The organism is Rhodococcoides sp. S146-33, from assembly GCF_059489205.1.
Map to the genome: position 1 here is coordinate 1388168 of NZ_JCAJWY010000002.1, position 15773 is coordinate 1403940.

Sequence of the window (15773 nt, forward strand, 5' to 3'; positions counted from 1 at the left end):
ATAGGGGAGAGGGACCCCTCGGCCGGAAGCCGGTCTCCGGGTGCTCAGGACACCTGGTAGCCGATTCCCGTCGCGATCACGTCGGTGACCTCACCTTTCGGCCGCCCACAGCGACGCTCACACCCGGACCAGTGTTGCCGCTCGTCACGCGGAGTCATCCGGGCGTCGACCGCTGCCTTCAGATCGGATCGGACGTCGGCCAACGACTTCGCGCAGCCCGGCGATCCGGTACACGCGCTCACCCGAATCCACGGTGATTCCGCGTCGAAGATCAGGCCCATCGGTGCCAGCACCCGGACCACTTGTTCGGCGGGCTCCTCGTCCAGATCGCACACGATCAACGATCTCCACGGAGTCATGATCACCGGTCGGTCGATGGCGGCGAGGAACTCGGCCAACCGTGCGCCGAGAACGCCGTTGGCGAGTCCCGCTGCCAGTGCCACCGACCCGTCGTCCTGGTCCAGCCAGCCGATCGGTGGCACCTCGACAGGTGCGGGCACGGGCAGCGCAGTGCCCGCAGTGAGTGCGAGCCGCTCGACGATTCTGGCCACCCCGTCGTGGAGTTCGGCCAACCGCCATTCGGAATCGCGAAGTTCCACGAACGCTGCGGCGCAGTTCAGCAACGTCGGCACCACGCTGTCTCGATCCACTCGAACGCCACAGTCTCGGCCTGCGAGCAGCAACGCGTACGACCCGTCGGACTGGGCGTACACACCGAAATCCGGTTCCAGTCCGCACATGTCGCCGCGTCCGTCGTCGAGAGCGAACAGCGTTCGTCCGGGCAGTTCGGCCAGGTCGGGGCGCGCGCAGAGTGCTTCGTCCAGCTCGCCGACGAGCGCACGCACATCGGTGAGACCGCCGACCCGCCCCGAGAGCGGTGAGGCGAGAATGTTGCGCACCCGCTCGTGCGTTGCGGACGGCAGCAATCCGGCGTCGGCCAATCTGCTCGCCAAGGCGACCGGGTCGGACACCGCCCGCAGCTGCACGTTGCCCCGAGAAGTCAGCTCCACCGTTCCGTCGCCGAGTTCCTCGGCGGCCCGTGCCAGGACCTGCATCTGTGCCGGCAGCACGACGCCACCCGGCAGCCTGATCCGCGCGAGCGGACCGTCCGCTGCGAGGTGCGTCGTCAGCGCTCCTGGGCAGCCGTCGGGCACCGATCTGTCAGGCGAACTCATGTTCACCAGGCTACAAGTGCGACGAATGGACCGATGTGGCGCTCACACCGGTAGCATTCTGTGTCACGGCTCAGGCCGGGAGGAAACCGGCGAGAATCCGGTACGGTCGCGCCACTGTGACGGCCCCTGCACTTCGGGTGCACGGGCCCGGAGTCAGACCCTCTCGCCGACGAACCGAAGAGAAGATTCACCTAGGTCAGGGGCGCGAAAACCCCCGAGGAGGGCGTCACCCGTGTTCTTGTTGCTGTCCACGTCCGACACAGATCTGCTCAGTGCCCGTGCCAGTGGTGCCGATTTCACCTGGGGCAACCCCTCTCGCCTACTGGCGCAGGACATCCCGTCGATGGCCGAATCGGCCGAGCTGATCATCGTGCGCATTCTCGGATCGCGCCGGTCGTGGGAGGCGGGCCTCGACGCCGTACTCGCCACCGGGCTTCCCGTTGTCGTCCTCGGCGGTGAGCAGGCACCGGACGCGGACCTGATGGAGGTCTCGACGGTGCCCGCCAATGTCGCGGCGCAAGCACACAACTATCTGGCCGAGGGCGGGTCGGACAACCTGCGCGAGCTGTACAACTTTCTCTCCGACACCGTGTTGCTGACCGGGCACGGCTTCGATGCTCCTCGACACCTGCCGACCTGGGGCCATCTCGAACGGAACTCGACTCCGCGCCCGGGCGGCCCGACGGTGGCGATCCTCTACTACCGCGCTCAGCATCTGGCCGGAAACACCACGTACATCGATGCCCTTGCCACCGCGGTCGAGGACAAAGGTGCCACGGCCCTTCCGATCTACTGCGCGTCGCTGCGCACGGCGGAGCCCGATCTTCTCGAGACGCTGAAGTCGGCGGATGCCCTGATCGTGACGGTGCTGGCAGCGGGCGGAACCAAACCTGCCGGGGCGTCTGCAGGTGGCGACGACGAGGCCTGGGACGTGGCCGAACTCGCGGCTCTCGACGTTCCCATCCTCCAGGGTCTGTGCCTGACGAGTTCACGCGCGACGTGGTCGGAGAACGACGACGGACTGTCGCCACTGGACGTGGCGACACAGGTTGCCGTCCCGGAGTTCGACGGTCGGCTCATCACGGTTCCGTTCTCGTTCAAGGAGATCGACGACGACGGCCTGACCACGTACGTCCCGGACCACGAACGAGCAGCGCGCGTCGCCGGCATCGCCGTTCGCCATGCGCGGCTACGACACATCCCGGCCGCCGACCGCCGCATCGCTCTGATGTTCTCGGCCTATCCCACCAAACATGCGCGGATCGGTAATGCCGTCGGCCTCGACACCCCGGCCAGCGCGATCGCGTTGATGTCGGACATGCGGACTGCCGGTTACGACCTCGGCCCGCTCGACGGCCCGGATTCGGTGCCCGGTCTGGCTGCTCGCGACGGTGACGCTCTCATTCACGCCCTGATTGCCCGCGGTGGCCAGGATCCCAACTGGCTGACCGACGCTCAACTCGAGGGCAACCCCATCCGCATCTCGGCGGCGCAGTATCGAATCTGGTTCGAGCAGCTCCCCGCAGATCTGCGGGACGGCGTGATCGAGCATTGGGGTCCGGCACCGGGCGATCTCTACGTAGACCGGTCTGCGGATCCGGACGGTGAGATCGTCATCGCAGCAATGCAATTCGGCAATGTGGTCATCATGGTGCAGCCGCCGCGCGGATTCGGTGAAAAGCCCGTTGCGATCTACCACGACCCGGATCTGCCGCCGAGCCATCACTATTTGGCGGCCTACCGGTGGATCTCCGCAGCCCGCGAGGACGGCGGCTTCGGTGCCGATGCGATGGTCCATCTGGGTAAGCACGGCAATCTGGAATGGTTGCCGGGCAAGACGCTCGGCATGTCCGCCTCCTGCGGAACCGATGCGGCCCTCGGCGACCTGCCGCTGATCTACCCGTTCCTGGTCAACGATCCGGGGGAGGGCACGCAGGCCAAGCGGCGAGCGCACGCCACTCTGGTCGACCACCTCATACCCCCGATGGCGCGCGCGGAGAGCTACGGAGACATCTCGAGGCTCGAACAATTGCTCGATGAGCACGCGAATATCTCGGCCCTGGATCCGGCCAAGCTGCCGGCCATTCGCCAGCAGATCTGGACGCTCATGACCGCGGCTCAGATGCACAAGGATCTGGGGCTCGAGGAACGCCCCGACGAGGAAGTGTTCGACGACATGCTGCTCAATGTCGACGGATGGCTGTGCGAGATCAAGGACGTGCAGATCCGCGACGGACTGCACATCCTGGGTCAGGAGCCCGTCGGCGACGCCGAGGTCGAGCTGGTTCTGGCGATGCTGCGCGCCCGGCAGATGTGGGGCGGTGAGCAGACGGTCCCCGGACTTCGCGAAGCCCTCGGGCTCAGCGAGGACGGCGACGAGGACCGCACGCGCGTCGACACCATCGAGGCTGTGGCGCACGGGCTGGTCGCGGCCATGCAGGCCACGCAGTGGAGTCCGGACGAAGCCGAGCGCGTGGCCGGCGAGCACGGCGACGTGGTCGCAGAGATTCTGAAATTCGCTGCCGCAGAGGTGGTACCGCGTCTGCGTGGAACCTCTCGCGAGATCGAGCAGGTGCTGCACGCTCTCGACGGCGGTTTCATCGCGGCCGGGCCGAGCGGATCCCCACTGCGCGGACTGATAAACGTGCTGCCCACCGGGCGCAACTTCTACTCCGTGGATCCGAAGGCCGTCCCGTCGAAACTGGCCTGGGAGACCGGACAGGCGATGGCCGAATCACTGCTCGCTCGGTACCGTCAGGATCACGGCGAGTGGCCGAAATCGGTGGGACTGTCGGTGTGGGGAACGTCGGCCATGCGCACGTCCGGCGACGACATTGCCGAGGTCTTCGCGCTGCTGGGCGTGTCGCCGGTATGGGACGAGGCATCACGCCGGGTCACTCGGCTCGAGGTCATCGATCTCGGCGAGCTCGGTCGTCCTCGTATCGACGTCACGGTCCGAATCAGTGGCTTCTTCCGCGACGCGTTTCCTCACGTGCTGGCCCTGCTCGACGACGCGGTTCGGATGGTCGCCGCCTTGGACGAGGAGCCCGAGCAGAACTTCGTCCGCGCACACGCGCAGGCCGACCTCGCCGATCACGGTGACGAGAGACGTTCCACAACAAGGATATTCGGTTCCAAGCCGGGGACCTACGGTGCCGGATTACTTCAGCTCATCGACAGCAAGACGTGGCGCAGCGACGACGACTTGGCGCAGGTCTACACCACCTGGGGCGGCTTCGCGTACGGCCGCGGCCTCGACGGCGTTCCCGCGTCGGACGACATGCGGACCGCGTACAAGCGCATCGCCGTCGCCGCGAAGAACACCGATACCCGTGAGCACGACATCGCTGACTCAGACGACTATTTCCAGTACCACGGCGGCATGGTGGCAACTGTGCGCGCATTGACCGGAAAGTCGCCCGAGGCGTACATCGGCGACAGCACCCGTCCGGAATCGGTGCGCACTCGCACCCTCTCCGAGGAGACCGCGCGAGTGTTCCGTGCCCGCGTGGTGAACCCACGGTGGCTCGAGGCCATGCGCCGACACGGATACAAGGGCGCATTCGAGATGGCCGCAACGGTGGATTATCTGTTCGGCTACGACGCCACCACAGGCGTCGTTCAGGACTGGATGTACGAGAAGCTGGCCGAAACGTACGTGCTCGACGAGCAGAACCAGAAGTTCATGCAGCAGTCGAATCCCTGGGCACTGCACGGCATCGCCGAGCGCTTGCTCGAGGCGGTGGAACGACAGTTGTGGGCCGAGCCGAACGAGCAGATCCTCGACGGGTTGCGCCGGGTCTACCTCGAGGCCGAGGGCGAGCTCGAAGGGGAGTAGCGACGTATCCTGTGCGGTATGGCCACCACGTTCGACACCATTGCCACAGGCAAGTACGTACTACTGACGACGTTCAAGAAGGACGGCACCGGCGTGCCGACCCCGCTATGGGGTGCTCTGGACGGTGACCGGCTGCTCATGTGGACGGTTGCCGATTCGTGGAAGGTCAAACGCATTCGACGCAACCCGAAGGTGACCATTGCTCCGTGCGACATGCGCGGCAACCCTCAGGGCGACGCAGTGGACGCCACTGCCGAGATTCTCGACGAGACCGGTACCGAGAAGGCCCGCGCAGCTGTCGCCTCGAAGTACGGAATCCTGGGTTGGCTCACCGTGAAGGGCAGCGTGCTGCGTCGCGGCAAGAGCGGCTCGGTGGGACTGTCCATCACTGCGGCCTGAAACATACGACGGCACCATCGCTTGCATGCGCGGTTCCGAATACTTCACGAGGCGGCTTCCCCTGCTGCCGGAATGGAGTATCACGTGCCTATCGCAGTGACCGACTACAACCACGTACGTCTCACCGTTCGCGACATCGAGCGCTCGAGGTCGTTCTACGACTCGGTGTTCGGCTTCGAGGTCGCCTACGCCTGGGATCCCGACGCCGACGAAGAGACCAAGAAGGCGCTGTGGTTCCTGTTCGGTGGAGTCATCTACAAGTTCGGCGGGGGACTGCTCGGCCTGCGTCCGGTTGCACCGGGCGACGACACGTTCACCGAAGACCGCTGCGGACTCGACCACCTCAGCTTCACCGTGGACACGCGGGCCGCACTCGAAGATGCAGTCGAGACGCTCGACGAGCTCGGCATCTCGCACGAGGGCATCAAGGACGCAGGGCCCGGTCTGTCCATCGTCGAATTCCGCGACCCGGACAACATCGCGCTCGAGCTCTCCGGACCCGACAAGTAATTCGGACCGGCACTACTGGGCAGCGCTGACCGACGACATGTGAAAGTCGGGAATGCGCAGGGGCGGCATCGCCGTGCGAGTGAACCAGTCCTTCCACTCGCGCGGCAGTGTCGCTTCCGTAGCACCCGCTTCGGTCACGCGGCGCAGCAGATCGAGTGGGCTTTCGTTGAACCGAAAGTTGTTCACAGCGCCGGTGATTCGACCGTTTTCTATTGCGTACACGCCGTCTCTGGTCAGTCCGGTAAGAAGTAGTGACGTCGGATCGACCTCTCGGATGTACCAGAGCGTGGTCAACAGCAGTCCGCGCTCGGTATCCGCCACCATCTTGTCCAGGCTTGCATCGGTGCCGCCCGTCATGACGAGGTTCTCGCCGGGTACCGCAACGGGAGCTCCGTACTTGCGGGCCGCTGCACGCGGATAGGCCAGAGCGGAGACCGATCCGTCCCGTACCCAGTCCACCCGCTCGATGCCCATACCGTTGTCGAACACCGACACCGAATCGCTGGACGATCCCGCCACCACGAACGGCGTGTACTCCAGACCGACTGCACGCGGGTCCGAGTACAACGTCAGCGGCAGAGTGGTGAGCTTCTCGCCCACGCGCGTTTCGCCTGCACCCGACAGTGCGGTGCGGCCTTCCTGCGCGCCACGACCCTCCATGGTCCACATCAGGTAGATCATCAAATCTGCCACGGCCGACGGCGGTAGCAGTGTCTCGTATCGTCCTGCCGGCATCTCGACGGTGTTCTGGGCCCAGCCGAGCCGGGTGGACAGCTCGTCCAACATCTTCTCGGCGGACACGTCCCGAAAGTCCGTGGTGCCGGTTCCGACCCAGGCGCTTGCCCCGGATCGTTTGCCGTTGATCTCGACCGATCCGGTGGGCTGCGTGAACGTACGACGTAGACCGGTCGAGGTGCCGAGCCAGACGTTGTCGACCCGGTGCTGGGCGAAGCCGTACAGGGCGTCGCTACCGTCGAACCCGATGTTCAATTCCGTTGCCAGAGAGCCGAACACATCGATCGACGTGTGTTGTGCGTGGCGGTCCCAGCCCTGCGGGTCCGAGGCCGACTCTCCGGGCAGCAACGGCACCGCGTCGTCGGCGGGCTCCGCCGATCGCGCCGCCGCTTCGCTCGCGCGTACCACGGCCTCGATGTCGTCCGGATCGACACTCGTCGACGACACGGTACCCACGCGCGCGGAGATCGAATCTCGCACGATGGAGACCACTTCCCAGCGTCGCGATGTCGCGATTCCGTTGGTGGTCATCGAGTTTCCGGCCCACCGCAGTGTCGCGTCGCTGGAATCGGTGACGATCACGATCGTGTCGTCGACGCTCGCACAGGCGAGGGCGCGCTCGATCACGTGTTGTGCGGCGATCATCGACCTGCCTCCGATCGGGTGTTGAGGACGTTGACGCCGCGGAACAGCGCTGAGGGGCAACCATGGCTCACAGCGGCGACCTGGCCGGGCTGCGCCTTGCCGCAGTTGAAGGCACCGCCGAGCCGCCAGGTGGACGGTCCGCCGAGCAGCTCCATCGAACCCCAGAATTCGGTGGTGGTCGCCTGGTACGCAACATCGCGTACTTGGCCGTCGAGCACGCCGTTGCGAATGCGGTAGAAGCGTTGACCGGTGAACTGGAAGTTGTACCGCTGCATGTCGATCGACCAGGACTTGTCACCGACGACGTAGAGGCCGTCCTCCACCGCACCGATGAGGTCGGCCGTCGTGCGATCGGTGTCCGGGTCCGGCTGCAGGGATACGTTCGCCATCCGCTGAATTGGTACGTGATGCGGTGAATCCGCGTATGCACACCCGTTGGACCGCTCCAGTCCGAGCCTGGGAGCGAAGACCCGATCGAGCTGATAGCCGACCAGTGTCCCGTCGCGAACCAGATCCCACCTTTGCGAACCCACTCCGTCGTCGTCGTAACCGATGCTGGCCAGGCCGTTGCGTTCGGTACGGTCCGCCGTGACATGCATGATGGGCGATCCGTAGCGCAGCGTCCCCAGCTGGTCCGGCGTCGCAAAGGACGTGCCGGCGTACGCCGCTTCGTAACCGATGGCTCGGTCGTATTCTGTTGCGTGACCGATGGATTCGTGAATGGTCAGCCACAGATTCGTCGGGTCGATGACGAGGTCGGTCGGTCCGGCCACCACCGTCGGTGCCTTCACCTTCTCGGCCAGCCATTCGGGAATCCGGCCCAACTCGTCGGCCCAGTCCCAGGTACCGGTTTCACCGAGGTATTCCCAACCACGTCCCACCGGTGGAGCGAGGGTGCGCATGGTTTCGAAAGCTCCGACGGACCGGTCGACGGTTGTCGCCTCGAACTGGGGATGTAGTCGCACCCGCTGCTGAGTGATGCTGCTGCCGGCCAGATCGGCGTAGAAGGACTGCTCTTTGACCTGAAGTACCGACGCGGTGACGTGGTCCACCCCATCGGACGCCGCCAGGCGGGACGAGTACTCCGCGAGCAGCCCCACCTTGTCGGCGGTGGGCACTTCGAACGGATCGATGTCGTAATCCGACACCCAGGTCGCATTCGAGTAGACCGGCTCGTACGCGAGCTCGACCCGTTCACGATTGAGAGCACGTAATGCCGTCGCCACCTCGACGGCCTTGCGGGCCGTCTCGGCAGCTGCGTCGGTGCCGAGTTCTGCATGGGAGGCGAACCCCCAGGTCCCGTCGACCACCACCCGCACGGCGAGGCCGATCTCACCGGCATCGACCGAGGACTGCACCGAGCCGTCGCGCAACGAGATCGACTGTGTCGTCAAGCGCTGGACGCGCACATCGGCGTGGGTGGCTCCAGCGGAGCGTGCAGTGCTCAGTGCGGCATCCGCGAGATCGTGCAGGGGAAGAGCGAGGAAGTCGGCGTCGACCGACCGATCCGGGTGTCTCGTCACCGCACCGACGCTAGCCGAACTGCTGCCAGCCGAGTCGAACAACCATCCCCACCACGACGACGAGCAGGACAATTCTGACGAAACCGGCCCCTCGTGCCACCGCTGTTCTGGACCCGACCACCGCCCCGACGACGTTGCAGACCGCCATGGCTGCTCCGAGTTGCCAGTACACGCTGCCGGTGGCGGCGAAGAAAGCGAGTGCCCCGACATTGGACCCGACATTGATCACCTTGGCCATCGCAGCGCTTCGCACGAATTCCGTCCCGAGCATCGTGGCGAACACGATGATCAGAAACGTGCCGGTTCCGGGCCCGAGGATTCCGTCGTAGAAGCCGATCCCCGCGGCCGCGAGACCGACGACGATCAGAACCTTGCGATGCGTAGGCGGAGACGACGCCACGGTGAGACCGATGGTGGGGCGACACGTCACGAGCAGCGCCACGCCGACGAGAACGACCATGATGATCGGGATGAACAGGTCGCGGTCGATGAGCGAGACTGCGGCAGCACCGGCCGCCGACGTCACCGCAGCGAGGACACCGGCCGGGACCAGTACCTTCCAGTTCAGCGAGACCTTGCGAGCGAACGTCACCACTGCGGCAACGGTGCCGAATATCGCGGTGGCCTTGTTGGTCGCGAGCGCCGCTTGCTGTGTGAGTTGTGGTGCCACGAGCAGGATTGCGGGCAACAGGATCAGGCCGCCTCCACCGACCACCGCGTCGACCCAACCAGCGGCCGTCGCGGCCACCATCAGCAGTCCCCAGTCCGCGGCAGTCATACGGCAAACTCAATCACATGCGTCGTTTCAGCCTGTGGCTCCGTGGGCAGCCCTTCGTTGCCGATGCATTGCTGGCGGCAGGACTGTTCGTCGTCGAGGTGTTGGTGTTCGTCAGTTCGGCCGATGGACCGAACGGGCCGTTGTTTCTCGTGTTCTCGGTCGTCTTGTCGGTACCCGTTGCATGGCGGCGACGCTGTCCTCGATCGATAGCGGCGTTCACGCTCGTGGCCACGGGCGTGAGCGATATCGCGGGCGCCATGGCGGGCGACTCCGTCAACGGCCACCCCGCGACGCTGGCTCTGCCGATCATGCTGTACACCCTCGTTGCGTACGTCGGACGAGTTCAGGGTGCCGTGTACGCCGTTGCTCTCGCGGCGTATTCGGTGGCGTCCATGCTGCTGTTCGAGCAACCGATCTTCACGACACTGTTGTTCGGTGCGCTTCTCTACGCGCTGTCCTGGCTCGCTGCGGAATTTCTCGGTGCTCGCCGGGCCTACGACGAGGCGACCCAGGCTCGGCTGGTCGTCGCCGAATACGACCGAGACCGCCGCGCCGAGGAAGCCGTGATCGCGGAACGCACGCGCATCGCGCGAGAACTTCACGACGTCATCGCCCACAGCGTCAGCGTGATGGTGGTTCAGGCCGATGGTGCCTCGTACGCCATCCGGCGCAATCCGGAACGAGCGGAGCAGGCCGTCGCCAACATTTCCGCCACCGGTCGGCTTGCGCTGGCAGAGCTGCGCAGAACCGTCGCGCTGATGCGCACCTCCCCGGACTCGGACGACATGCCTCAGTACGGCACAGCCGGGCTCGCCCGGGTGGTCGAGATGATGGGTCGCGCAGGCTTGTACGTCGAGCTCGAGCAGACCGGAAATCTCGACGACATCAGCCCGGCAATCAGCCTGGGGGTGCACCGTGTGGTGCAGGAATCGCTCACCAACGTTCTACGGCACGCCGGCCACGCCCCGCGTGCCGTGGTCAAAGTGGTCCGAGAAGAACAAGCGGTGACCGTGGAGATCTCCGACAACGGCACCGGCACCGGCGCGCTCTCACCCGTGGACGGTGGCGGACACGGACTGCTCGGCATGCGCGAGCGGGTGGCCGTGCTCCAGGGCACGCTGCACGCGGGCCGTACTCCGCACGGCAGCTGGCTCGTGCGGGCGACGCTGCCGATCGAGTGAGGGCTGGGTGCTTTCTACGGCTAGGTTGGATCGGTGCCGATCACCGTTGTCGTCGTGGACGACCAAGAGCTCATGCGCATGGGATTGAACATGGTGCTCGAGGCCCAGGACGACATCGAGGTGGTCGGTGAGGCGTCCGATGGTGCAGGGGCCATCGAGGCCGCACACAGGCTGGCACCGGCGGTCGTGTTGATGGACGTCCGGATGCCCGGCATCGACGGCGTCTCCGCCACTCGAACCATCACCGAATCCGGTTCCGATACAAGGGTTCTGGTGATGACGACATTCGATCTCGACGAGCACGTCCTGGGAGCGCTTCGGGCGGGCGCAAGTGGATTCCTGCTCAAGGACACACCACCCGAGGACTTGGTATCCGCAATCCGCAGCGTGGCCGCGGGCGATGCCGTCGTCTCACCGAAGGTCACCAAGAGGCTGCTCTCGCGGTTCGTCGCCCAGTCCGTCTCGACCGCCGATGCGTCGGTTCTCGACGCACTGACCGGTCGGGAGAGGGAGGTGCTGGTGCACTTGGCTACCGGTCTGTCCAACGCCGAGATCGCGGCGGCACTGCACCTGTCCGAGGCGACGATCAAGACCCACATCGGGCGAATTCTGACGAAATTGGATGTGCGCGACCGAGTACAAGCGGTCGTCCTCGCATACGAGACCGGTCTCGTACGACCGGGTTCCTGAGAATTCTTTGGCAACCAGGGCACCTCGGGAGCGATTTCGTCGCCTCGAGCGTTGTACCGGTGAAGCGAAGAAAGGACCGTCATGCTCGCTCTGTTCGTACTTTATGTCGTCGTCGAGGTGGCGGCACTGGTCGCCGTCGGAAGCGCGCTCGGCGTGCTGTGGACTGTGGTGTTGTTGATCGGTGGATCGCTCATCGGCTCGCTGCTGGTGCGGTCGCAGGGAAAGCGCGTATTGGATGGACTTCGGAGAGCATCGCGCGGCGAACAGTCGGCCGGTGGCGCAGTGGCGGACGGTGCGTTGTTCGCGGCGGGGTCTGTCGCGATGTTCGTCCCCGGACTGGTGACCACGGTGATCGGGTTGCTGCTGTTGATTCCGCCGACTCGGTGGCTGCTGCGCCCGGCGGTGATGTGGGCTGCTGCGCGCTGGCTGCCGCAGGTCGCCACGGCAACGCGACGCATGCGCCCGACGGTCATCGACGGCGAGATCCTCGACGATCGTGCCGACGCCACGGGCACAGCGTCGACGGCGGCGGGTTCTGCACTCGTCCTCGAAGGTCAGGTGATCGAGGCCGACCACATCGATCAGCCGACGGGGGATTTCCGGAAGCCGTACCGGTAAGGGCAGACTGGTCGTTCGTGACCACCGAATTGTTCTGCGGCGGACGGATCTACAGTCCGATGGCCTCCGACGCCACCGCCATGGCCGTGACCGACGGAGTCGTCAGTTGGATCGGTGAGGATCGCACCGGCCGTGCGCTACATCCCGGCGTGCCGGTAACCGACCTGGACGGCTCCTTCGTGGCACCGGCTTTCGTCGACACGCATGTACACGTCACCGATCTGGGGTTGTCTCTGATCGGACTGGATCTGTCCCACTGTCGTTCCCTCGACGACTGCATGCGCGCACTCGCCGAGTACGCCGCGAAGACGTCGGACGCGCTCGTGTGGGGGCACGGCTGGGACGAATCGGAGTGGATCGAACACCGCCCACCGACGACGTCCGATCTCGATGCAGCAGCTCCGGGCCGCCCGGTCTATCTCACGCGTGTCGATTCTCACTCCGCTGCCGTCTCGACTCCGTTGCGGGCAGCGTCATCGGGAATCGACGCCGCGGCGGGGTTCTCGCCGCAGGCCCCACTCACCGCCGATGCACACCACCTTGCGCGGCTGACGGCTCGCGCCATGCTCACCCCGGACACTCGCACTCGGGCCCGGAGGGCGGCGCTCGACCACGCCGCAACGCAGGGAATTGTCGCCGTACACGAGAACGGGGGCCAGATCGTGTCGGGCATCGAGGACTTCCGTGAACTGATGGCAACCGAACACGGCGTGGAAGTTCGCGGTTATTGGGGCGAGCCGGTCGACACGGCCGAACGGGCACGGCAGCTGCTCGCCGAGACCGGGGCCCACGGCCTGGCCGGCGACATCTTCGTCGATGGATCACTGGGATCGCGAACCGCATGGTTGTCGTCGCCGTATGCGGACGACCCCGGAACGGGAGTCTCCTACCTCGACGTCGATGCGATCACCGCGCACATCTCGGCCTGTACCGCGGCCGGAGTCCAAGCCGGATTCCACGTCATCGGAGATGCGGCAGTCACGGCAACCGTGACTGCCTTCGCGCGTGTGGTGGCCGAACTCGGCACACCTGCCGTCGCTGCATGCGGACACCGGCTCGAACATCTGTCGATGGTGACACCGGAACAAGCCGATCTTCTGGCCTCGTGGGGCGTGATCGCCAGCGTGCAACCGCTGTTCGACGCACTGTGGGGCGGTTCGGACCGACTGTATTCAGCACGGCTCGGTGCCGAACGCAGCGCCGCACTCCACCCGTTCGCCCGATTGGCCTCGGCCGGCGTCGCCCTCGCTTTCGGTTCCGACGCACCGGTGACTCGCCTCGATCCATGGGCGACGACGAGAGCCGCCGTCAACCACCACACGCCTGGCAGCGCCGTTTCGCCCCGGGCTGCGTTCTCCGCCGCGACGCGGGGAGCGTGGCGCGCAGGCGGAGTCCGGGACGGCCTGGCCGGCACGCTGGTGCCGGGTGCGCCCGCGTCCTTCGCGGTGTGGGACGTCGACGAACTCGTCGTACGGGCACCGAAAGACAGCGTCCAACGGTGGTCGACGGACCCACGTGCTGGGGTGTCACCGCTGCCCAGCCTCGACGCGTCTGCCGAGAGCCCGCGTTGTTCCATGACCGTGCATCGCGGCAGGGTCATCCATGAAGAGTGACAGCATTCCGGCGGTCCCGAAACCCGCGTCACGGGGTGATCGTCTGCGCAGGGCTGTGGAGTCGACCCTGCTCTCGGTCGGAGCCGGAATTCTGATCTTCGCAAGCTTCCCTCCACGGACCCTGTGGTTCCTGGCACCGATCGGCATTGCGGTCCTGGCGCTGGTCCTGACCGGCTTCGGCGGTCGGCGATCGGTGTCCCTGAAGGCAGGCTTCGGCTGCGGATATGCCGCCGGACTCGGATTCTTCGTTCCGCTGTTGCCGTGGATCGGTGTCTACGTGGGGCCGATGCCGTGGTTGGCGTTGGCCGCTGCCGAGTCCGTCTTCGTGGGATTGTTCGGGGTACTCGCCGTGATCGCGGCGAGAAGTGCCTGGTGGCCACTGTCGATGCCGTTGGTGTGGAGTCTGACCGAATGGCTGCGATCGAGCATTCCGTTCGGCGGCTTCCCATGGGGTCGGCTGGCCTTCGGACAACCCGAGGGCTGGCTGCTGCCATTGGCGAGCGTGGGAGGTGCACCGCTGCTCTCTTTCGGGGTGGCCCTGAGCGGAGCCGGCCTGGCCGCACTGATCCTGGCGAGCCGGCGCCCGCGAAATGTGCGCTCCTTCGTCGTTCCCGTGGCTGCGACGACGGTTGCGTCCATCGTCGCCGTTGCTCTGCTGCCGACTCTGCACACCAACGACGCAAAGGATGGAGAACGCACGGTCACCATCGCTGCGGTGCAGGGCAGCGTTCCGCGGTTGGGCCTGGATTTCAACGCACAGCGCCGCGCTGTTCTGGACAATCACGTTCGGGCGACCATGACTCTGGCAGCCGATGTGGAGGCAGGCAGACAACCGGCACCCGATCTCGTCGTGTGGCCGGAGAACGCGTCCGATATCGACCCGTTGAGAAATTCCGACGCTGCGACTCTCATCACACAGGCATCGGTTGCCATCGGTGCGCCGATTCTCGTGGGCACTGTGCTCGTCAATGCCGATGGTACGAACTCGAATTCCGTCATTGCTTGGAACGGTGACGACGGCCCTGGCGAGCGACACGACAAAAAGATAATTCAACCGTTCGGCGAGTACTTGCCCTATCGAAGCTTTTTTCGTTTGTTTTCCGAATATGCCGACCGGGCGGGATATTTTGTCCCTGGTAGCGGTAACGGAGTGGTCCACGCCGCAGGAATAGCCGCCGGGATAGCGACGTGTTACGAGGTCGCATTCGATCGCGCTCTCGAAGAATCTGTCCGATCCGGCGCAGAATTCATTGCGATTCCGACCAACAACGCGACATTCGGCGACACCGAAATGACCTACCAACAACTGGCGATGTCGCGAGTTCGGGCGGTCGAACACGGACGGACTGTGGTGGTGGCCGCGACGAGCGGTGTCAGCGCAATAGTCGCGCCCGACGGCGACGTGCTGCAACAGACGCCGCTCTTCACACCAGATGTGCTCGTGTCCAGTGTTGCCCTGCGGCGGACGAACACCGTCGCCACGCGGGTGGGCTTCGGATCCGAGCTGGTCCTGTGTCTCGCCGCTGTAGGCGCGCTCGGCATGGTCCTGGTGAACGGGCGTCGCAGGCCTTCATCGTAAACAATCATGAAGTCGGTAAATCGAGCATTTTCCGATCTTGCAGTCGGTTGAATAATCCGAGCCGTTGCATCCGCGTTATCGAGCAGTCATTCGATCGGACGAATTACGCACGTTGGAGTGGCGACCGAGGTCACTCCTGTAACAGGCTGGAAGCGGTCGTCGATGGTCCTTATGACTACTGCACAACAGGCTGCTGCCAATGTTGTATCTTTGTAAGCCGCTGGAGGTGTTGGCGGTGGGTTTTCGAGTATCGGCTTCGGCGCGGCCCAGCACGGTCGCGCTTGTGGGACGTTGGAGATGAATCGAGTATGGATGCGGGCGCTGTGTCCGCGTCGCATACCAGGCCGGGGAGGGGAAGTTCATGTCGCGAGCGACACCGAGTTCGGCAAGTGAGACCCGCCCGTACTGCCAACTCAGGGTTCGGTTCGTGCACTGAAACGGGCAACGTCCCCGTTTCCATCCGCTCGGTTACTCGTGACGAACCAATAC

At 65.2% G+C, this 15773-nt stretch carries 12 protein-coding genes; 8 read left to right on the forward strand and 4 right to left on the reverse strand.

Annotated elements, in window-relative coordinates; genetic code table 11:
- Window positions 1-44: 44 nt before the first annotated feature.
- Complete coding sequence (cobG, locus tag AC5WEY_RS15030) at window positions 45-1175, reverse strand: precorrin-3B synthase (RefSeq protein ID WP_495646416.1); 1131 nt, start codon at window positions 1173-1175, stop codon at window positions 45-47.
- Window positions 1176-1407: 232 nt separating this feature from the next.
- Between cobG and cobN the strand changes: the two genes are divergently transcribed.
- From cobN to AC5WEY_RS15045, 3 genes are all read left to right on the forward strand, one after another.
- The gene (gene cobN / locus AC5WEY_RS15035) at window positions 1408-5013 is read left to right on the forward strand and encodes a cobaltochelatase subunit CobN (RefSeq protein WP_495646417.1); all 3606 of its coding nucleotides are present in this window, start codon (window positions 1408-1410) and stop codon (window positions 5011-5013) included.
- Between the two features lie 18 nt (window positions 5014-5031).
- Window positions 5032-5412 carry a PPOX class F420-dependent oxidoreductase gene (locus AC5WEY_RS15040; protein WP_495646418.1) on the forward strand — a complete coding sequence of 127 codons (381 nt, stop codon included), beginning with the start codon at window positions 5032-5034 and terminating at the stop codon, window positions 5410-5412.
- A gap of 84 nt (window positions 5413-5496) precedes the next feature.
- Window positions 5497-5922, forward strand: coding sequence for a VOC family protein (locus AC5WEY_RS15045; protein WP_495646419.1), 426 nt, complete (start codon window positions 5497-5499; stop codon window positions 5920-5922).
- Window positions 5923-5934: 12 nt separating this feature from the next.
- Here AC5WEY_RS15045 and AC5WEY_RS15050 read toward each other — a convergent pair whose 3' ends face one another.
- Genes AC5WEY_RS15050 through AC5WEY_RS15060 form a run of 3 tightly spaced genes read right to left on the reverse strand, consistent with a single transcriptional unit; the run spans window position 5935 to window position 9603 of the window.
- Window positions 5935-7302, reverse strand: coding sequence for a metallopeptidase TldD-related protein (locus tag AC5WEY_RS15050; RefSeq protein WP_495646420.1), 1368 nt, complete (start codon window positions 7300-7302; stop codon window positions 5935-5937).
- On the reverse strand, window positions 7299-8825 hold the full coding sequence (locus AC5WEY_RS15055; protein ID WP_495646421.1) for a TldD/PmbA family protein: 1527 nt from the start codon (window positions 8823-8825) through the stop codon (window positions 7299-7301). Before AC5WEY_RS15055 ends, AC5WEY_RS15050 begins: the two co-directional genes overlap by 4 nt.
- A 10-nt stretch (window positions 8826-8835) precedes the next feature.
- Entirely contained in the window at window positions 8836-9603 is a 768-nt protein-coding gene (locus tag AC5WEY_RS15060; protein WP_057478761.1) for a TSUP family transporter, read from the reverse strand.
- Window positions 9604-9620: 17 nt separating this feature from the next.
- Between AC5WEY_RS15060 and AC5WEY_RS15065 the strand changes: the two genes are divergently transcribed.
- The 5 genes from AC5WEY_RS15065 (at window position 9621) to lnt (ending at window position 15284) form a co-directional block, all read left to right on the forward strand.
- Window positions 9621-10784, forward strand: coding sequence for a sensor histidine kinase (locus AC5WEY_RS15065; protein WP_495646422.1), 1164 nt, complete (start codon window positions 9621-9623; stop codon window positions 10782-10784).
- A gap of 33 nt (window positions 10785-10817) precedes the next feature.
- Window positions 10818-11474: a response regulator gene (locus tag AC5WEY_RS15070; protein ID WP_057478763.1), complete on the forward strand. Its 657-nt coding sequence runs from the start codon at window positions 10818-10820 to the stop codon at window positions 11472-11474.
- Window positions 11475-11555: 81 nt separating this feature from the next.
- Window positions 11556-12092 (forward strand): FxsA family protein, encoded by a 537-nt coding sequence (locus AC5WEY_RS15075; RefSeq protein ID WP_495646423.1) that lies wholly within the window; start codon window positions 11556-11558, stop codon window positions 12090-12092.
- A 17-nt stretch (window positions 12093-12109) separates the two neighbouring features.
- On the forward strand, window positions 12110-13705 hold the full coding sequence (locus AC5WEY_RS15080; RefSeq protein ID WP_495646424.1) for an amidohydrolase: 1596 nt from the start codon (window positions 12110-12112) through the stop codon (window positions 13703-13705).
- Window positions 13695-15284, forward strand: coding sequence for an apolipoprotein N-acyltransferase (lnt, locus tag AC5WEY_RS15085; RefSeq protein ID WP_495646425.1), 1590 nt, complete (start codon window positions 13695-13697; stop codon window positions 15282-15284). The genes AC5WEY_RS15080 and lnt overlap by 11 nt, the downstream gene beginning before the upstream one ends.
- The last annotated feature ends 489 nt before the right edge of the window (window positions 15285-15773 follow it).